Origin of the sequence: Pseudoclavibacter sp. CFCC 11306, from assembly GCF_008831235.1 — a bacterium.
Taxonomy (GTDB): Bacteria; Actinomycetota; Actinomycetes; order Actinomycetales; family Microbacteriaceae; genus Pseudoclavibacter_A.
In genome coordinates this window covers 91,849-110,236 of the sequence record NZ_WBKF01000002.1, presented here as the reverse complement: position 1 = coordinate 110,236, position 18,388 = coordinate 91,849, and the positions used below count along the sequence as shown (strand labels likewise).

At 65.8% G+C, this 18,388-nt stretch carries 19 protein-coding genes and 1 tRNA gene; 12 read left to right on the top strand and 8 right to left on the bottom strand.

The window, feature by feature from the left end:
* The first annotated feature begins 44 nt into the window (after positions 1-44).
* Positions 45-1,193 carry an ABC transporter ATP-binding protein gene (locus tag F8O09_RS07340; protein WP_158054631.1) on the top strand — a complete coding sequence of 383 codons (1,149 nt, stop codon included), beginning with the start codon at positions 45-47 and terminating at the stop codon, positions 1,191-1,193.
* A gap of 119 nt (positions 1,194-1,312) precedes the next feature.
* Here F8O09_RS07340 and F8O09_RS07335 read toward each other — a convergent pair.
* A tRNA-Leu gene (locus F8O09_RS07335) sits at positions 1,313-1,396 on the bottom strand.
* Positions 1,397-1,536: 140 nt separating this feature from the next.
* Between F8O09_RS07335 and F8O09_RS07330 the strand changes: the two genes are divergently transcribed.
* The 7 genes from F8O09_RS07330 (at position 1,537) to pknB (ending at position 10,449) form a co-directional block, all read left to right on the top strand.
* Positions 1,537-2,208, top strand: a complete 672-nt coding sequence (locus tag F8O09_RS07330) for an FhaA domain-containing protein (RefSeq protein ID WP_158030400.1) — start codon at positions 1,537-1,539, stop codon at positions 2,206-2,208.
* Positions 2,208-2,732: an FHA domain-containing protein gene (locus F8O09_RS07325; protein WP_158054629.1), complete on the top strand. Its 525-nt coding sequence runs from the start codon at positions 2,208-2,210 to the stop codon at positions 2,730-2,732. The genes F8O09_RS07330 and F8O09_RS07325 overlap by 1 nt, the downstream gene beginning before the upstream one ends.
* Positions 2,733-2,736: 4 nt before the next feature.
* On the top strand, positions 2,737-4,188 hold the full coding sequence (locus tag F8O09_RS07320; protein ID WP_158054627.1) for a PP2C family protein-serine/threonine phosphatase: 1,452 nt from the start codon (positions 2,737-2,739) through the stop codon (positions 4,186-4,188).
* Positions 4,185-5,609 (top strand): FtsW/RodA/SpoVE family cell cycle protein, encoded by a 1,425-nt coding sequence (locus F8O09_RS07315; protein WP_158054626.1) that lies wholly within the window; start codon positions 4,185-4,187, stop codon positions 5,607-5,609. The genes F8O09_RS07320 and F8O09_RS07315 overlap by 4 nt, the downstream gene beginning before the upstream one ends.
* Positions 5,606-7,060 carry a peptidoglycan D,D-transpeptidase FtsI family protein gene (locus F8O09_RS07310; protein WP_158054624.1) on the top strand — a complete coding sequence of 485 codons (1,455 nt, stop codon included), beginning with the start codon at positions 5,606-5,608 and terminating at the stop codon, positions 7,058-7,060. Before F8O09_RS07315 ends, F8O09_RS07310 begins: the two co-directional genes overlap by 4 nt.
* A complete protein-coding gene (locus tag F8O09_RS07305; protein WP_158054622.1) occupies positions 7,057-8,559 on the top strand; it encodes a serine/threonine-protein kinase in 1,503 nt (500 codons plus the stop codon). The genes F8O09_RS07310 and F8O09_RS07305 overlap by 4 nt, the downstream gene beginning before the upstream one ends.
* A 108-nt stretch (positions 8,560-8,667) precedes the next feature.
* The gene (pknB, locus tag F8O09_RS07300; RefSeq protein WP_158054620.1) at positions 8,668-10,449 is read left to right on the top strand and encodes a Stk1 family PASTA domain-containing Ser/Thr kinase; all 1,782 of its coding nucleotides are present in this window, start codon (positions 8,668-8,670) and stop codon (positions 10,447-10,449) included.
* Between the two features lie 116 nt (positions 10,450-10,565).
* Here the strand turns inward: pknB and F8O09_RS07295 are convergent, their stop codons facing one another.
* Genes F8O09_RS07295 through F8O09_RS07290 form a run of 3 tightly spaced genes read right to left on the bottom strand, consistent with a single transcriptional unit; the run spans position 10,566 to position 12,133 of the window.
* Positions 10,566-11,204, bottom strand: coding sequence for an anthranilate synthase component II (locus F8O09_RS07295; protein WP_158054618.1), 639 nt, complete (start codon positions 11,202-11,204; stop codon positions 10,566-10,568).
* Positions 11,204-11,359: a hypothetical protein gene (locus F8O09_RS10430; RefSeq protein WP_192496582.1), complete on the bottom strand. Its 156-nt coding sequence runs from the start codon at positions 11,357-11,359 to the stop codon at positions 11,204-11,206. The genes F8O09_RS07295 and F8O09_RS10430 overlap by 1 nt, the downstream gene beginning before the upstream one ends.
* Positions 11,360-11,362: 3 nt before the next feature.
* A complete protein-coding gene (locus tag F8O09_RS07290) occupies positions 11,363-12,133 on the bottom strand; it encodes a class E sortase (protein ID WP_158030408.1) in 771 nt (256 codons plus the stop codon).
* A gap of 33 nt (positions 12,134-12,166) precedes the next feature.
* On the opposite strand from F8O09_RS07290, the gene F8O09_RS07285 reads away from it, so the two are divergent.
* Positions 12,167-12,424, top strand: coding sequence for a cell division protein CrgA (locus F8O09_RS07285; protein WP_158030409.1), 258 nt, complete (start codon positions 12,167-12,169; stop codon positions 12,422-12,424).
* A gap of 38 nt (positions 12,425-12,462) precedes the next feature.
* Here F8O09_RS07285 and F8O09_RS07280 read toward each other — a convergent pair whose 3' ends face one another.
* Entirely contained in the window at positions 12,463-13,185 is a 723-nt protein-coding gene (locus F8O09_RS07280; RefSeq protein ID WP_158054616.1) for a rhomboid family intramembrane serine protease, read from the bottom strand.
* Positions 13,186-13,188: 3 nt separating this feature from the next.
* The gene (locus tag F8O09_RS07275; protein WP_158054614.1) at positions 13,189-13,728 is read right to left on the bottom strand and encodes a peptidylprolyl isomerase; all 540 of its coding nucleotides are present in this window, start codon (positions 13,726-13,728) and stop codon (positions 13,189-13,191) included.
* A 107-nt stretch (positions 13,729-13,835) separates the two neighbouring features.
* Here F8O09_RS07275 and F8O09_RS07270 point away from each other — a divergent pair, with 107 nt between their 5' ends.
* The 3 genes from F8O09_RS07270 to panB all read left to right on the top strand — a co-directional run bounded on the left by F8O09_RS07270 (position 13,836) and on the right by panB (position 16,771).
* On the top strand, positions 13,836-14,411 hold the full coding sequence (locus F8O09_RS07270) for a hypothetical protein (RefSeq protein WP_158054612.1): 576 nt from the start codon (positions 13,836-13,838) through the stop codon (positions 14,409-14,411).
* A 203-nt stretch (positions 14,412-14,614) separates the two neighbouring features.
* Positions 14,615-15,700, top strand: coding sequence for a 2,3-butanediol dehydrogenase (locus F8O09_RS07265; protein WP_158054610.1), 1,086 nt, complete (start codon positions 14,615-14,617; stop codon positions 15,698-15,700).
* A 174-nt stretch (positions 15,701-15,874) separates the two neighbouring features.
* Positions 15,875-16,771, top strand: a complete 897-nt coding sequence (gene panB / locus F8O09_RS07260; protein WP_158030414.1) for a 3-methyl-2-oxobutanoate hydroxymethyltransferase — start codon at positions 15,875-15,877, stop codon at positions 16,769-16,771.
* A gap of 9 nt (positions 16,772-16,780) precedes the next feature.
* Here panB and F8O09_RS07255 read toward each other — a convergent pair whose 3' ends face one another.
* Both F8O09_RS07255 and F8O09_RS07250 read right to left on the bottom strand, forming a co-directional pair.
* Complete coding sequence (locus tag F8O09_RS07255; protein ID WP_192497610.1) at positions 16,781-17,764, bottom strand: zinc-binding alcohol dehydrogenase family protein; 984 nt, start codon at positions 17,762-17,764, stop codon at positions 16,781-16,783.
* On the bottom strand, positions 17,761-18,303 hold the full coding sequence (locus F8O09_RS07250; RefSeq protein ID WP_158030416.1) for a PadR family transcriptional regulator: 543 nt from the start codon (positions 18,301-18,303) through the stop codon (positions 17,761-17,763). Before F8O09_RS07250 ends, F8O09_RS07255 begins: the two co-directional genes overlap by 4 nt.
* Between the last annotated feature and the right edge of the window lie 85 nt (positions 18,304-18,388).

Sequence of the window (18,388 nt, the reverse complement as noted above, 5' to 3'; positions counted from 1 at the left end):
CGCCTTCGTCTTGATGCGCACCCGTCCGCCGCGATTGGAGCCCGATGTCATCCGTGCTGTTCGACCATGTCAGCTGTGTCTACCCAGGTGCAGATGCCCCGTCGGTGAACGATCTGCAGCTGAGCATTCCCGATGGCGAGTTTCTCGTGCTCGTCGGCCCGTCAGGGTGCGGCAAGTCGACGACGCTGCGCATGCTCGCCGGGCTCGAACAGGTGACCGAGGGGCGCGTCTGCATCGACGGGCGCGACGTCACCGATGTCGATCCCAAAGACCGTGACATCGCGATGGTCTTTCAGAACTATGCGCTCTACCCGCACATGACGGTCGCCGAGAACATGGGCTTCGCGCTCAAGCTCGCGAAGGTCAACCGTGTCGACCGTGAGGCCAAGGTTCGCCGCGCGGCCGAGATGCTCGACCTGACCGAGATGCTCGAGCGCAAGCCCAAAGCGCTCTCTGGCGGGCAGCGTCAGCGTGTGGCCATGGGGCGTGCGATCGTCCGCGAGCCAAAAGTCTTTCTCATGGACGAGCCGCTCTCGAACCTCGACGCACGTCTGCGCGTGCAGACTCGGGCCGAGATCTCCGCGCTGACCCGCGAGCTGGGCGTCACCACGGTCTATGTCACGCACGATCAGACCGAGGCCATGACCATGGGCGATCGCGTCGCCGTGCTGCGCGACGGCACCCTGCAGCAGCTGAGCACCCCGGTGGCCCTCTATGACACTCCGGCGAACGCGTTCGTCGCCGGCTTCATCGGCTCGCCTTCGATGAGTCTCTTCGAGGCGCCGGTTCGCGACAGCCGCCCGACCCTGGTCGGCATCCGCCCTGAGGATGTCCGGCTCGTGCCGGCCGATCAGGCTCAGGCCCGCCTGCTGGTGCGTTCGGTCGAGGTGCTGGGTGCCGAGGCCTTTCTGTACGGCGACCTGCTGCGCAGCAGCGATTCCCCACTCAGCTGGGTGGCCGAGGCTCGACCCGCGACCAGCACAGCGCGACCCGGAGTGCTCGGTGCCGCCCATGCGGGATCTCCGCACTCCGCCGAACAGATTCGTCTGGTCGTGCGCGTTGACGGCCGCAGCCACCCGGCCGTCGACGACATCGTGCCGATCGGTTTCGATGAACGCCGACTGCATCTCTTCGAGCCGACGAGCGGCGAGCGGCTCACCCGATCAGCCGCGCCTGTGCTGCAGTCGGCCTGACAGAGTCTGGGTCAGACTCGACACGGTTGCACCAGAGGCCCAGAGACGAAGAGACGAAGAAACCCCCGAAACCGTTGAGGTTCCGGGGGTTTCTCTCATCTCGCTGAGATGAGCCTGTGTGCCCGAGGGGGGACTTGAACCCCCACGACCTTGCGATCACTAGCACCTGAAGCTAGCGCGTCTACCAATTCCGCCACTCGGGCATTGCGCACCTCGACTGGGCCGAACTGCGCGATTGCACTGGAACAGATTAGCATGAAAACGATGCTCCACGGCAACTCGACTCCTCGTCTCACAGCTGAACCGGGTACCATGGCTGCGACAGATCGGTGTGAGGAGACGAGTGGGACTACTCGATAATGTGGAACGCGGCTTGGAGCGTGCTGTCAACGGCGCCTTCGCCAAGACGTTTCGCTCCCGCCTGCAGCCGCTCGAGATCTTCTCTGCGCTGAAGGGAGAGCTCGACTCGAACACGCGCATCCTCTCGCGTGACACGATTCTGGTGCCGAACGCCCTGCGCGTGCGCATCAGCCAGGCCGACTTCGACCGTCTCAAGGCGCAGGGCTCTTCGCTGGCGAACCAGTTCGTCGCCGACCTGCACACCTACGCACATCAGCAGGGGTACCAGTTTCCCGGCCCGCTCACCGTTGCCATCGTGCCTGACGAGAGTCAGAGCGTCGGCATGCTCGACGTGACCAGCTCGACCACCGTCGGCGACGTCACCCTCGTACCGGTGCTCGAGGTGCAGGGGCAGTCCTACCCGTTGCGCCATGGGGTCACGACCATCGGGCGCAGCCATGAGTGCGACGTCACCGTCAACGACTCGGCGGTCTCGAAGCAGCACGCCAGTGTGACCTGGGACGGCACCACCGTCGTGCTGCGCGACCTCGGCTCGACCAACGGCACCAAGGTCGACGGCCAGCGCATCACGACCCTGGAGCTCGCCGGCCCCCTCGACTTCGTGGTCGGTTCGACGCCGATCTCGTACCGTCGTGCACCGAAGGCGGTGGGCTGATGAGCGGCGAGCTGCTCTACCTGCTGATCAGCGCCGTGTTCCTGGTGCTGCTCTGGCTTTTCGTCTTCTCGGTCATCTGGGCCGTGCGCTCCGATCTGTTCGGCCCGAAGGTCAAGCGGATGCGCGGTGCAGCCGCGAGCGCCGGCTCGGCTCCGGCGGCCTCCCCTGCCGCTGCCCCTCACGCACCTGCGGCCTCGGGACGCCGCGCGGCATCCGCCGCCTCGTCGACGGGCACGCCCGCCCACCTCGTGTTCACCGCAGGTCCGGTGCGCGGTCGCCAGCTCACGCTCAGCCAGGACGCCCTGACCTTCGGCCGCAGCGTCGACTCGAGCGTCGTGCTGCGTGACGACTACACCTCGACGCACCATGCCCGTCTGTCGAAACGCGGCGACACCTGGATGGTCGAAGACCTCGGCTCGACGAACGGCACGATGGTCGGCGGTCAGCGCATCTCGCGACCGACGCCGGTCGGCATCGGCGTGCCCATCACCATCGGCACCACCGTCATGGAGCTGCGAGGCTGATCTCATGACCGTGCTGAGAGCAACTGCGCTGAGCCACACCGGCAAGGTGCGGCGCAACAACCAGGATTCGGCCATCGCCGGTCAGTACCTGTTCGCCGTCGCCGACGGCATGGGCGGACACGCCGGAGGCGACATCGCCTCGGCGCTCACCGTACAGTCGCTGGTCGACCTCGACCGGCGCTTCGACACCGTCGACGAGGCCGCGCAGGCGATCGAGCTGGCGCTGCGGCGGGCGAACGCGACGCTCTCCGAGACTGTGGCCGACTACCCGGAGCTCACCGGCATGGGCACCACGTTCTCAGGCTTTCTCGCTGTCGGCGACTCCGCGGTCATCGCGCACATCGGCGACTCGCGCATCTATCGCTGGCGCGACGGCGAGCTCACCCAGCTGACCAAAGACCACACCTTCGTGCAGCGTCTGGTCGACGCCGGTCGCATCACTCCAGAAGAGGCGCTGGTGCACCCCCGACGGTCGGTCATCATGCGCGTGCTCGGCGACATCGAGGCCAACCCCGACATCGACGTCTTCACCGAGCAGATCAACCCCGGCGACCGACTGCTGATCTGCTCCGACGGTCTGAGCGGGCCGGTGGGCGACGAGGCGATCGCCAAGACTCTGGCACGAGGCGACAGCGCCGATATGACCTGCGCGCATCTGCTCGAGCTCGCGCTGCGCAATGGTGCGCCCGACAACTGCACCGTGGTGCTGGTCGAGCCCGATGCCGACCCCGACGCCACTCCGCACGGCACCCCAGGGCATCCGGTCATCGTGGGCGCGGCGGCACGCGAGGTGCGCTTCGACCACCTCGAACGCATCCGCACACAGAAGGCACAGAGCCTGCATGCCCTGCGTGAGGCGGCAAGCCATCTCAAGCCGCGACGACTCGAGCCCACTCAGTTCGAGTCGCAGGCCGACGAATACCTCGACGAGCTGATCGCCGAGACCAGACGCCGCACCGTCCTGCGCCGGGTCGTGGTCAGCGTGCTGAGCGTGCTGATCATCGGCGGCATCACCCTCGGCGCCTGGCTCGGCTGGCGCTGGACGCAGACGCAGTACTACATCGGCGAAGACGCCGGATACGCCGTCATCTACCAGGGTGTGAACCAGCAGGTCGGCCCGTTCAAGCTCAGTCACACCGTCGACGACTCGCGGCTGCCGCAGATTCCGATGTCCGACCTCGACGAGCTCACGCAGCAGCAGGTGCGCGAGACGGTGGCCTTCCCCTCGCTCGACGCGGCCGCCAGCCGCCTCGGCGAGCTGAACAGCGAGCACCGCCGGCGCGACAGCACCGAGCAGCCGCAGTCGACGCCGAGCCCGCAGCCAGACGACGGCACCGGACCGGTCTCGGTCGCCGAGCCCGACGAGACACCCCTGACCGCGCATCCTGACGGCACCTCTGACGCCCAGCGCGGCAGCGCGTCGCCGCGCGCCACGACGAACGGGGCCACCCAGTGAGCCGCCAGCACAATCTGCGTCTGGTCGACCGGAATCTGCGCGGCATCGAGCTGGTGCTGCTCGTTCTCGGCGCCATCGTCTCGGCGCTCGGTCTGGCGGCGGTGCAGCTCGGCGCACTCGGCGCACTCGACATTCCCCCGTTCGTCATCGGCGCCGTCTTCTGGGCCGCCGTGCTCGCCCTGCACATCGTGCTGCGCATGCGGGCGTCGAAGGCCGACCCGATCATCCTGCCCATCGCCGCGACGCTGAACTCGATCGGCATCGTCGCGATCTACCGCATCGACATCGCCCAGGGGTCGACCGGTTCGACTCCCGCGATGCGACAGGCGCTCTGGGCGACGGCAGCCGTCGTCATCGCCGCGGTCGTGCTGTACTTTCTGCGCAACCACCGCGTGCTGCAGCGATACACCTACGTGTTCATGCTGGCGAGCATCGTGCTGCTGGTGCTGCCCATGATTCCGGGCATCGGCACATCGCTGGGCACCAATGCCGAGCTCTGGGTCAAGCTGGGACCGGTCACCTTCCAGCCCAGCGAATACGCGAAGATCACGCTCGCGGTCTTCTTCGCCGGATACCTGGTCGCACGCGGCGAGAGCATCACCGCCGCCGGTCGCCGCTTCGCCGGCATGACCTTCCCGCGCCCCAAAGACTCCGGGCCGATCCTCGTCGTCTGGGCGATGGCGATGACCGTGCTGGTGGTGCAGAAAGACCTCGGCACCTCGCTGCTCTACTTCGGTCTCTTCTTGGTGATGCTCTACGTCGCCACCGGGCTGGCCAGCTGGGTGGTCATCGGGCTGCTCATGTTCGTCGCCGGCGGCCTCGCCGCCTACCGCTTCATCCCGCTCGTGCAGGGTCGCGTCCACGCCTGGCTCGACCCGCTCGACGACACGCTCTACAACCAGCAGTACGGCGGCAGCTACCAGCTCGTGCAGGGGCTCTTCGGTCAGGCGCACGGCGGCATGTTCGGCACCGGCTGGGGGCGTGGCTACCCGCAGCTGACCCCACTTGCCCGCTCCGACTACATCTTCACCAGCATCGGCGAAGAGGTCGGTCTGATCGGCATCTTCGCCATCCTCTGCCTGTTCCTGCTGCTCGTCGGCCGAGGGCTCCGCGTCGGCTTCACGGCGAGCGATGACTTCGGCCGCCTACTGGCCACCGGGTTGTCGTTCGTGCTCTGCCTGCAGGTGTTCATCGTCGTGGGCGGTGTGACGCGGGTGATCCCGCTCACCGGCCTGCCCACGCCGTTCCTCGCAGCCGGTGGCTCGAGCCTGCTGGCGAACTGGGTCATCATGGCGCTGCTGCTGCGCATCACCGACTCGATTCGATCGCAGGCCGACCGATTCGGGGCCCTGCGCAGCACGACGGACGCTGCCCCGGCATCCGCCGTCGGCTCGCCTGCCGAGAAGGAGGCTCACTCATGACCACGCGTCTGCGCCGGGTCGCGATCGTCGTCTTCCTGCTCTTCATCTCGCTCTTCGTGTCGACGAGCCTGATTCAGGGCATCTTCGGCGAGCAGCTCAACAGCGACCCGCGAAACTCGCGCGCCATTCTCGACGGCTTCAAAGTGCAGCGCGGCAGCATCGTGGTCGGCAACCAGGTGATCGCGCAGTCCGACCCGGTCGACAACCAATACCGGTTCACCCGCAGCTACCCCGGCGGCGAGATGTACTCGGCCGTCACGGGCTGGTACTCGCACAGCCTGGCTCCGACCGGCATCGAGGGCGCCGAGAACCTGACGCTCACCGGCACCAGTCGCGGCCAGACCATCGACCAGCTCGTCGACCGCGTCAACGGCACCGAGCCGCGGGGCTCCGACGTGGTGCTGACGATCGACCCGGCCGTGCAGAAGGCCGCCTGGGATGCCCTGGGCGATCGCAAGGGCGCAGCGGTCGCCATGGACCCCTCGACCGGACGCATCCTCGCGATGGTCTCGAAGCCCGGCTTCGACGCCGCCAAGCTCGCCGACAACGACACCGCTCAGGCCAACCAGGTCTTCGATCAGCTCAATGCGGCGGAGGACAAGCCTCTGGTGAACCGCGCGATCGGCGGTGACACGTATCCTCCCGGGTCGACGTTCAAGCTGATCATGTCAGCGGCCGCACTCGAGAACGGCTACACGCCCGAGAGCACCTTCCCCAACCCCGGTTCGCTCACTCTCACTGGCACCAGCACACAGATTTTCAACGTCACCAAGCGTGCCTGCGGCAACGGCGGCGCTGAGACCACGCTGAAGACCGCGCTGCAGTACTCGTGCAACATCCCGTTCGCCGAGCTCGGTGCACAGCTGGGCGAAGACAAAGTCGCCTCGACGGCCAAAGACTTCGGCTTCGGCGAGAATCAGCAGATTCCGCTCGACGTCACCGCGAGCCGCTACCCGACCGGCATGAGCACCGCACAGCTGCAGCTGGCCAGCTTCGGCCAGTACGACGTGCGCGTCACTCCACTGCAGGTCGCCTCGATCTCGGCCACGATCGGCAACAAGGGCGCCCGCATGCAGCCCGGGCTGATCGACGCCGTGCGCGGCCGCGATCTGTCGGTCACGCAGCAGTTCTCTCCGCAGAAGCTCAACCAGGCGATATCTGCAGAGAACGCACAGACTCTGACCTCGATGATGGTGAACAATGTCTCATCGGGCGAGATTTCAGGTGCAAGAATAGACGGGGTTGAGGTCGCCGGAAAGACGGGCACCGCCGAGACCACCAAAGAGAGCCAGTACAATCTCTGGTTCACCGGCTTCGCGCCGGCGAACGATCCCAAGGTCGCAGTCGCGGTCGTGGTCGAAGAGGGCGGCTCTTACGGTGACTCAGAGGGCTCGAACCGAGTGGCGGCTCCCATGGCGCAGAAGATCATGAAGGCGGTGTTAGACAGATGAGACCCACAGAAGGCCTCACGTACGGCGCACGATACAAGCTCACGAGCCGTATCGCGGTCGGCGGAATGGGCGAGGTCTGGAAGGCCTATGACGAGGTCATCGGTCGCGACGTCGCCATCAAGATCCTGAAAGACGAGTACATGGGCGATCCCGGGTTCCTGGAGCGCTTTCGCGCCGAGGCCCGGCATGCCGCACTCGTGAACCATGAGGGTATCGCCAGCGTCTACGACTACGGCGAAGAGAAGGGCAGCGCCTATCTGGTGATGGAGCTCGTGCCCGGCGAACCGCTGTCGAACGTGCTCGAGCACGAACGCGTGCTGCCGGTCGACCAGGTGCTCGACATCGTGGCCCAGACCGCACAGGCTCTCGCCGCCGCGCACAAGGTGGGCCTCGTGCACCGCGACGTGAAACCGGGCAACCTGCTCATCACGCCCGACCACCACGTCAAGATCACCGATTTCGGCATCGCGCGCATCGCCGACCAGGTGCCGCTGACCGCCACCGGGCAGGTCATGGGCACGGTGCAGTATCTCTCGCCCGAGCAGGCCAGCGGTCACCCCGCGTCACCGGCCACCGACATCTACTCACTGGGCATCGTGGCGTACGAGTGCCTGGCCGGTCGTCGACCCTTCACCGGCGAGAGCCAGGTGGCCATCGCGATGGCGCAGATCAACGAGACTCCCCCGCCGCTGCCCACCAGCGTGCCCGCGGCGGTGAACAAGCTCGTGATGAGCTGCATCGCCAAGAACCCGGCCGACCGCCCGCAGTCGGCCACGCATCTGGCGAAGGCCGCCGAGGCGTTGCGCGTCGGCGACATCCGCACCGCCGCCATGGAGGTGCCGCAGGTCACACCGACCGGTCAGCAGACCACGGCGCTCGACGAGACCGCGCTGATCGGCACCACGCAGGATGCCGCCCAGCCGGCCACCGCCATCATCGGCACTCAGAACGGGCAGCCACTGCTCGACGCCAGCGCGACCCAGGTCGACGATGCGAAAAAAAGCAAGCCGAAGAAGAAGCGCAACAAATGGACGTGGCCCCTGGTCGCGCTGATCGTGCTGCTCCTGCTCGTCGCCGGTGGCAGCGTCTGGGCGCTGCTGGCCAATCAGAGCGAGCCCGAGACGCCGTCACCGACCCCGACGGTGACCGAGACGCCCTCAGAGACACCCTCAGAGAAGCCGTCACCGACCCCGACGCGCACCCAGACGCCGACGCCCACGCCCACGCCCACCCAGAGCACGGTGAGCATCGCGGCTGACGAGTTCGTCGGGCAGGACATCGCCGCTGTGCGCGCCCAGCTGAACAGCAAGGGGCTCTCGGTCAATCAGGTCGAACAGCCAGTGAACTCACCTGCGCAAGACGGCAAAGTGCTCAGCCATGAGGCCGGTACCTTCCAGCCCGGTGTGAGTATCAGCGTGACGGTGGGCCAGTACACCGCCCCAACACCGACGCCGACCTCCACCCCAACGAACCCGCAGCCGACTCCGAGTTCCCAGTAAAAGCCCTGAGGCAGGTGCTTTCTCGACAACGTCTGAGGCCGACTACACGGGTTCCCGTGTAAGTTCCGCTAGACTGGCGGACGGAATCTACTGTCTACAGGTGGGTGTATGAGTGAACAGCCGTTGTTGAGCGGCCGATACAGAGTCGGCCGTCTCATCGGGCACGGTGGTATGGGTGACGTCTACCTTGGCACCGATACCCGCCTTGGTCGCACCGTGGCCATCAAACTGCTTCGACCTCAGCTGGCAGATGATCCGATCTTCCAGAAGCGCTTTCGCAACGAGACCACCGCTGCAGCTCGCATGATCAGCCCGTACATCGTGCGCACGTACGATGCCGGGCAGGACATGATCGCCACTGGACCGAATGCACGCCCTCAAGAGGTGCCGTTCCTCGTCATGGAATATGTCGAGGGCCAGACGCTCAAAGAGAAACTCGCGAAGGGCACGATCGACCGCGCCGAGGCGCTGAAGATCACCGACCAAGTGCTGCGTGCGCTCGAGTACTCGCACCGGGCCAACATCATCCACCGCGACATCAAGCCCGGCAACATCATGATCACCTCGAGCGGCGACGCAAAGGTGATGGACTTCGGCGTGGCGCGTGCGCTCAGCGAGAGCGAGGGCACCGTCGCCCAGACCGGTTCGGTCGTCGGCACTGCGCTCTACTTCGCCCCTGAGCAGGCGCGTGGCGACCGTGTCGACGGCCGTTCGGACCTCTACAGCGTCGGCGTCATCCTGTACGAGATGCTCGTCGGTCGTGTGCCGTTCAAGGGCGACAGCCCGGCCTCGATCGCCTATCAGCATGTGAACGCGACCGCGCCGACTCCGAGCAGCCTCAACGACGACCTCGGTGAGAACGATGACCGTGTCATTCTGTCGGCTCTCGCGAAAGACCCGACGCGCCGGTATCAGACGGCCGAAGACTTCCGAGCCGACGTCGACCGTTTGGCGCAGGGCGTGCCTACTCGCGGCCCGAGCTACGATGCGGCGAGCACTCTGATTCTCGAAGACTCCCCCATCGACGACGCGCTCGATCTCGACCCCGAAGACGACGACCCCTCGTCGCGCTTCATCGATCGCGAGCTGCGCAAAGGCGGCATCGGCACCATTTGGGCCATCGTGATCGGCGTGGGCGTCATCGGCGTCATCGCCGTTCTCTGGCTCGCCTTGCTGCAGCCGCGCATCGCCAGCCCCGAGGGCGCTCAGGTCGCTGTTCCGAACCTTGCCGGAGCCACCTACCAGACCGCCGAACAGCAGCTGAAAGACCGCGGGCTGAACCCGGTCAAGGTCGATCAGACCGACGACTCGGTCTCGCCCGGTCGCGTCATCGAGACCGATCCCCCGGCAGGAGCCCTGGCTCTGGCTGGCAGCGACGTCCAGGTGAAGGTCTCCAGCGGTGCCCCCATGGTCACCATCCCCGACGTCTCGAAGCTCACTCAGGACGAGGCCACCAAGAAGCTGACCGATGCAGGTCTGCAGGTCGGTCAGATCACCCAGGTGATCAACGGCGACGTCCCCGCCGGTCAGGTCATCGCCTCTGAGCCCACCGCGCAGAGCCAGGTGCGCTCAGGAACCTCAGTGCGGCTGCAGATCTCTTCCGGCCGTGTCGTCATCCCCGGCGATCTTGTCGGCAAGCCGATCAATGACGCGATCAGCCAGCTGCGCGATCTCGGGCTCTCCGCCCGGCCGCAGCCGGTGCGCCGCTGCCAGGCTTCGTCGTACACGGTGCAGTTCTCTGACCCGAAGCCGGGTACCGAGCTGGCGGCGAACGCCTCGACCGAGGTCATCCTGTACTACTACATGGCTGACAGCTCGAAGTGCGCACCACCACCGACGCCGTCGAGCGAGGCACCGGCGCCTGAGTCGTCGGCGCCGCCGGCTCCGTAGTCAGCTCGGCAAGCAGCACAGCCGAGTCAGAGCACAGCACACCCTGATATCCAGCTCACCCTGATATCAGAGCACGACTGGGGTCTGCTGGGGAGTCTCGCGGCAGCCCCCGCGGCTCACGCCTCGTTGATCAGCGGGCTGAGGTGGGACGCGCGTTCCGCGGCCCCCTTGACACCGGCCAGTTCGAGCCAGTTGCCGAACTGACGGTAGCCGTGCTCGGTCAGCACCGACTCCGGGTGGTACTGCACACCCCACAGAGGCAGCTCACGATGCTGGAGCGCCATAATCACCCCGTCATCAGTACGAGCCGTCACCTGCAGCTCGGACGGCACCGTGGCATCCACCACCGCCAGTGAGTGATATCGCGTGGCCTGAAACCGCTCGGGAACACCCGCAAAGAACGGCACGTCGTCGTGCACGACTGTCGAGAGCCGGCCGTGCATCAGCTGCTCGGCGTTCGACACCGTCGCTCCGTACACCTCGGCCAGGGCCTGATGCCCCAGGCAGACGCCCAGCATGGGCAGGCGATGTGCAGCTGCCCAGCGAATGGCATCGGGGCTGACTCCAGCGTCAGTCGGAGTCCCGGGTCCAGGCGAGACCAGCAGCCCTGCGACGTGGCCCAGAGCCTCGTCGAGATCGCTCGCCTGCAGCTCGTCGTTGCGCACGACCGTCGTCGTCGCACCCAGCTGCTGCAGGTAGCCGTTGATCGTGTAGACGAAGCTGTCGTAGTTGTCGACGACCAGAATGTCGCTCATCAGCCCACCGTCGCTTCGCCGGTGTCGACCAGGGTGTTCACCCAGGGAAAGACGACCCAGTTGAGCAGTGCGAGCACCGCGCCGACCAGAATCAGCGACTGCAGCAGTTTGACCGGCCAAGGCCCCGGCAGAATTCTCCAGATCAGTCCGTACATGGATCAGCCTTTCTGCAGATAGTCCAGTGACGCGGGTGCCCCCGCCGAGCGCGGCTGGAAGCTGTCGAGCACACCGTACGAGATGATCCGCTCGCCGTTCGTGAAGGGATACGGATTGCAGCTCGTGACCGTCAACAGCCGGTCAGTGGCCTGCACGGTGCTCTGCGGCACCGGATTCAGCACGTTCACGTCGACGTCCATGACGTACTCGGTGTTGCGATAGGTGTAGGTGTACCAGCCGTCTTTGGTCTCGACGACCATTTTGTCTCCGACCGTGAGGCTGTCGACGTAGCGCAGGCTCGAGCCCTGACCGCCACGATGTGCGGCGACCGCGAAGTTGCCGACCTGGCCGGGCATATTCGTATCGGGATACCAGCCGAAGCCGATGTGATCGAGCACGGGCTTCTTCTCGACTCCCCGAGCGATCGGTCGCTGCCATTGGTCGCCGAGTCTCTGAATGTAGAGCACTCCGAAGATGTCGTTGCCCTCTGGGTGGATGCTCGGGTCGCCCGGCGTTGCCGTGGCCTGCCCGCCCGTGCCTGGGGTTGCCTCCTGCTGCCAGCCCTGAGAGATGCCGGCTGCGGCTCTTTCCTGAGAGCGGTCGATGCTGGAGTCGTTGACCCACATCTTCCAGCCGATGAAGAGCAGCACGAGCACACCCGCGGTCAGCATCAGCTCGCCGATCACCGTCACGATGACCGACCCCACCGAGCGACGTACGCGGCGCGGCTGCTCGCTGCGGCGGCGCTCTCGGCGCGACATCGGTTCACTCACAAGTCTGCACTCCTTGGGCTACACTGTACTTCCGTGGCGAACAACAAGAAGAAGAACTCCGACCGGCAGGATGCGACCGAGACGGCCGACCGGTCGAAGAGCACGAAACCGAACCCACCGTGGTTCAAGTTCGTCATGTTCGGCCTGATGGCGATCGGCCTGCTCTGGATCATCGTTTTCTATATTAGCTTCAGCGCCCAGTGGCCGATCCCGGCCCTCGGCCAGGGCAACATCCTCGTCGGCTTCGGCATTCTGATGGTTGGCTTCTTGATGACCACACGCTGGCGCTGAACCTCGGCAGCAGTGCCGGTGAACGACCACATCACCGCCTAGCGCTGCCAGAGCATACCCGGAGCGATCGCGAACAGCACCACCATGACCACGCCGAGCACGACGAAGTAGACGATACGCAGGGTGCGGTCTTTGGGCTGACGCGTCTCGGCCAGGATGAGCCCGCTGAGCAGCCCCACGACGAGACCGCCGAGGTGCGCCTGCCAGCTGACCCCGCCGGCGAAGAACCCGTAGAAGAAGTTGATCGCGAGCAGCACGAGCAGCTGCGTCGTCTGACCGCCCAGTCGACGCTGAATCACCAGCAGCGCGCCCATCATCGCGAAGAGCGCCCCAGATGCGCCGATCACACCCGTCTGTGGCGAGAGCAGGTAGACGCCCAGTGCGCCGCCCACGAGGCCGAAGACGTAGAGCGTGATGAAGCGTCCGCGACCGAGCATCGGCTCGAGAATCGTGCCGAAGATCCAGAGCGTGTACATGTTCAGCAGCAGATGCAGCGGCAGCACACCGAACGTGGAGTGCACGAAGCCGTAGGTGATCGCGCGCCAGGGCTCGAAGGGGATCAGGCCGGAGACCCCGGACTCCGGGCCGGCGAGAAAGAACGCGCCGACATATGCACTGTGAAACTGCATCAGCGAGGTGAAGCCGGGCACGACGAGCTGCAGCAGATAGCCCAGCACGCACAGCGCGATGATCACATAGCTGACGACGGGTGCGCCAGGACGTTGGAACGCCCGACGCACCCGCTGAGTCAATGACGGCATGCGTCAGGCCTTGACGACGTCGACACCGGTGATGACCACGTCTTCGACCGGGCGGTCGCCGGGCTGGGTGGCGACGGCGGCGATCTCGTCGACCACCTTGCGTGAGTCGTCGTCAGCGACCTCGCCGAAGATGGTGTGGTGACCGTTCAGCCATGGGGTCGCGTCGACGGTGATGAAGAACTGTGAGCCGTTGGTGCCGTGGCCGCCGCGCTGGCCGGCGTTGGCCATCGCAAGCAGGTAGGGCTTCGTAAACTGCAGCTCCGGGTGAATCTCATCGTCGAAGGCGTAGCCCGGACCGCCGGTGCCGGTGCCGATCGGGTCGCCGCCTTGGATCATGAAGCCGGGGATCACTCGGTGGAAGATCACATCCTGGTACAGGGGAGTGGTCTTGGTCTCGCCGGTGCCCGGGTGCTTCCACTCTTTCTCGCCGGTGGCGAGACCGACGAAGTTCTCGACGGTCTTCGGTGCCTGGAAACCGAAGAGGTTGATGACGATGTCACCGTGGTTCGTGTGCAGAGTCGCAGTATGCGTGTGCTGAGTCATGCGTCGATTCTCGCACAACCGACGATGCTGGCAAGATGCGTTGAGTTTGTCACAGAAGCCTGACGGCCTCTGCCTGAGATGGCACAATGGGCACAGGAGGTCACACCATGGCAGACAAGGCAACTGAGAACGTCGAACAGCTCAAGACGCGCCTCGAGAAGGCGATCCGAGACTTCGAGCACTTCACGAACAACACCGTCAAACCGCTGGCGCAGAAGGGCGCCGAGGTCGCCGGCCAGACCACGCAGGCCGCGAAGGAGCGCTTCTACAGCGATGTGGTGCCCGCAGCGATCACTGCCGTCGGCACGGCGAAGGCCGTGCTCGAGGCGCTGAAAGAGGCTCCGGTCAACGCCGATGTGGCTGAGAGTGTGCGTCGAGGTGCTGCCGATCTCAAGCAGGGCGCCGAGCACACTGCGGCAGAGGTGAAAGAGGCTGCGGTCGAATCAGTGAAACAGACGAAGAAGGCGGCCAAGCGGGCGGCGAAGCAGGCTCAGCAGGCGACGCACGAGGTGACCGAGCAGGTCGCCGATGCGGCCGAGCCAAAGAAGTCGGGCGCCCGCTGGGTGCTGCCGACACTGGGCATCGCGGTCGTGGTCGGCCTCGGCGTGGCGGTCGTTCGTGCTGTCACGCTGGCCGACGAACACTGGATCGGCATCGACGACGAATTCGGCGACGATCTCTGATTCGCTCGTCAGCGCTGACCTGCACCGCTGACCGACAGCCGCGAAGTGTCCCAGAACAAGACACTTCGCGGCTGTTTCTCTGCCGTTCAGAGTTCGTTGTCTCGCTCTCGATACACTTGGGTCGACGGGGGACACCGTCGACCCAACACTGCGACAGCCACCGTGCGCGTGCTGTCGCGTCACGCAAGGGAGACAACCACACCATGAAGGCAGCACGCTATTACGACCGCAGCGACATTCGCATCGAAGACATCGAGCCACAGCAGCTGAAGCCCGGCACGGTACGCATCGATGTCGCGTGGTGCGGCATCTGCGGCACCGACCTGCACGAGTTCCTCGACGGCCCGATCTTCGTGCCGCCGGCAGGGCATCCGCACCCCATCTCGGGAGAATCGGCCCCGGTCACCCTCGGGCACGAGTTCTCGGGCGTCATCAGCGAGGTCGGCGAAGGCGTCGACGATCTCAAAGTCGGCGATCACGTCGTGGTCGAGCCGTACATCATCAGCGATGACGTCTACACCGGCCCCGAGAGCAAGGACTACCACCTCTCGAAAGACATGAACTTCATCGGTCTCGCCGGCCGCGGCGGCGGCCTTGCCGAGAACATCGTGGTGCGCCGCCGCTGGGTGCACAAGATCGATCAGAGTCTGCCTCTCGATCAGGCCGCACTCATCGAGCCCCTCTCGGTGGCCTATCACGCCGTCGAGCGCTCCGGCGTTCAGGCAGGTCAGACCGCCATCATCGGCGGCGCCGGCCCCATCGGTCAGCTGACCGCAGCCGTGCTGCACGCACTGGGTGTGAAGGTCGTCATCTCTGAACTGAGCCCGCTGCGCCGGCAGAAGGCCCTCGACGCCGGCGTCGCCGACTATGCCTTCAATCCCGCCGAGGTCGACGTGGTCGAAGAGACCCGCAAACTCACCGACGGCAAGGGTGCCGACGTCGCGTTCGAGTGCACCAGCGTTCAGGTCGTGCTCGACACCCTGCTCGACGCCGTGCGCCCGACCGGCGTGATCGTCATCGTGTCGATCTGGGGCAAGAAGGCCGAACTCGACATGCACAAGATCGTCATGAAAGAGCTCGACATCCGCGGCACCATCGGCTACGTGAACAGCCACCCGGCGACCATCAAGCTCGTCGAGAGCGGCAAGATCGACCTCAAGCCGTTCATCACCGGCAAGATCGCTCTCGAGCACCTGGTCGACGAGGGCTTCGACACACTGATCCATCGCAACGAGACGGCCGTGAAGATCCTGGTGTCGCCTTCTGGCGAGGGACTCGACGAGAATTAGGCGAGACAGCAGTCAGCGCGCCTGCACTGACCTCTTCGAGAGGCGAGCGTCATATGTCGAAAACGGCATATAACGCTCGCCTCTCAGTCGAGTACGCTGGAGCACGACCCCGCACGAGCACTGACGCTTCCCGAGTCGTGCCTCCGTGCATCGACTGACGAACAGAGGATTCGCGTGAGCGAGCAGCCCGCACCGTACGGCACACCCCCGGCCATTTCTGCCGACGCATCCACCGCATCCGGCCTGCCCGAGCCGGGCACAGCGCCGGCAACGCCGCTTGCACGCGTACGCATCCCGCATCTGCAGCAGATGAAGGATCGCGGCGAGCGCTGGGCGATGCTCACCGCGTACGACATGTACACCGCGCAGGTCTTCGAAGAGGCGGGCATTCCCGTGCTCCTCGTCGGCGACTCGGCCTCGAACAACGTGCTGGGCAATGAGAGCTCGCTGCCGGTCACCGTCGACGAGATGATCATGCTGACGCGTGGGGTCTCACGAGCTGCGAGGCGGGCGCTGATCGTCGTCGACCTGCCTTTCGGGTCATATCAGGCCTCGCCTGAGCAGGCGTTTCTGACTGCAGCACGCTTTCTCAAAGAGGCGGGCGCTCACGCGGTCAAGCTCGAAGGCGGGGTCGAGGTCGTGCCGCAGGTCGAGAAACTCGTGCACAGCGGCGTGCCCGTGATGGCGCACATCGGGTTCACGCCGCAATCTGAGCACCAGCTCGGCGGCTATCGCGTGCAGGGCAGGGGAGACGACGGAGCCCGTCTCATCGCCGACGCCCGAGCGCTCGAGGCAGCCGGTGCATTCGCCGTCGTGCTCGAGATGGTGCCCGCAGCCGTCGCCGCAGAGGTCACCGCTGCGCTGCGCATTCCGACCGTCGGCATCGGCGCCGGCGCGGGATGCGACGCTCAAGTGCTGGTCTGGCAGGACATGGCCGGGCTGCGCGCCGGCCGTATGCCGCGCTTCGTCAAGCAGTATGCAGACGTTCGCGGCGCGCTGGTGGATGCAGCGCGTGCGTATGCCGCCGATGTCGCCTCGGGCGCCTTTCCCGGGCCTGAGCATCAGTTCTGAACGGCTTGATCAGTCGAGCAGGACGACGAGCTTGCCGTGCGCCTGACCGGATTCCATCAGAGCATGCGCTTCTCGAATCTGGTCGAGAGAGAACACCCGGTCGATCGGCACGACCGTGCGGCCGGCCTCGACGTCATCGAGATACTGCTGCAGCACGTCCACTGGCAGATCACCCGCGTCGCCTGAGTAAGCCGTCAGACGCACACCGCGGGGAATGTAGTCGATGGGGTAGAAGTCTTTGACCGTCCATTGGTTCGAGAGCATCCCTGTGAAGCAGACGACCCCGTGCACACGGGTGGCGCGCAGGGTGTCCGGGAGTGTCGGCGTGCCGACCAGCTCGAGTGCCGCGTCGACGCCCTCGGGCAGCACCGAGCGCACCTGGGGTGCGACGGCTCCGTCGTCTATGAGCACGTGATCGACGCCGGCGGCTCTGAGCGCATCGGCTTTGGCCGGGCTGCGTGTGGTCGACAGCACCGTCAGCCCCTGGCGTTTGGCGAGAACGGCTGCCGCGAGCCCCACCGACGACGTGCCCCCGCGCACCAGCAGGCTCTGCGCGGCCTGCACGTCGAGGCCGATGGTGAGTGAGCCGTGTGCCGTCTGCAACATCTCCGGGATCGCGCCGAGCGTGGCCCAGTCGAGAGCCGAGTGAAAGGGGATGACCTGATGAACCGGCACGCAGGTGTACTGCGCGTAGCCGCCGTCGAAAGTGCGCCCCATGCCCCCCATGAGCGTCATGACCTGCTGCCCACGGGCGAAACGACCCGACGGGTCGTCGTCGATGACTCCGGTGGCCTCGATGCCGAGCACCCGGGGATAGGTCACGGCGGGGCCGGCGAACCCGAGGCGTGTATGCAGTTCTGAACGGTTGAGACCGAACGCCTTCACCGTGATGCGCACCCACCCAGGCGCCGGCACTGGGATGGGCAGGTCACGAATGTGCAGATTGGCCACCGGCCCCGGGGCATCGAGAACGACTGCGCGCATGGTGTTCATGTCTGCTCCCGAACTGAGCGTGAGGTGGGCCCGAGCTGGTCACGCAGCCACGTGAGCTCTGCTCTGCGGGCCGCGCGAGCGGTCACGAGGATGCCTTGGCGGTAGGGATCGGTAATCTCGGCTGCACGCAGGGGTCGGTCTGCGTCGAAGAAGAAGCCGACCGGCTGGTCGAGAAAGTCGAGGCGGCGCTGCAGCACGGCGCGACGCTCGAAATCGTCGGGCAGGAGCGACAGGAAGGCCAGCACGATGAAGAACCGTGCGCCGTCGGTGATGTCATGGCCCGAGGCGGCACGCAGCCGCTGCAGCAGCTGCTCATGCCCGCGCTCCGTCAGGTGCAGGGTTCGCCGCGTGGTCGCCCCACGCCCGGTCTCGAGAGTCTGGAGGAGCGCTCCCGACGCGATGAGACGGTTGATCGCCGGATAGATCGTTCCGTCACTGATGGCACGCGCATACCCGTGCAGGCGGTTCATCCGGCGCCTCAGCTCGTACCCGTGCAACGGGCCCTCGGCCAGAAAACCCAGAATCATCAACTCGATCACGTCTCCGACTGTAGCACCACGATTCGAGGCACAACGATCAGAGGTATAAGCTTGAGCTGCGCATCTGCCGAACGATCAGACTGCC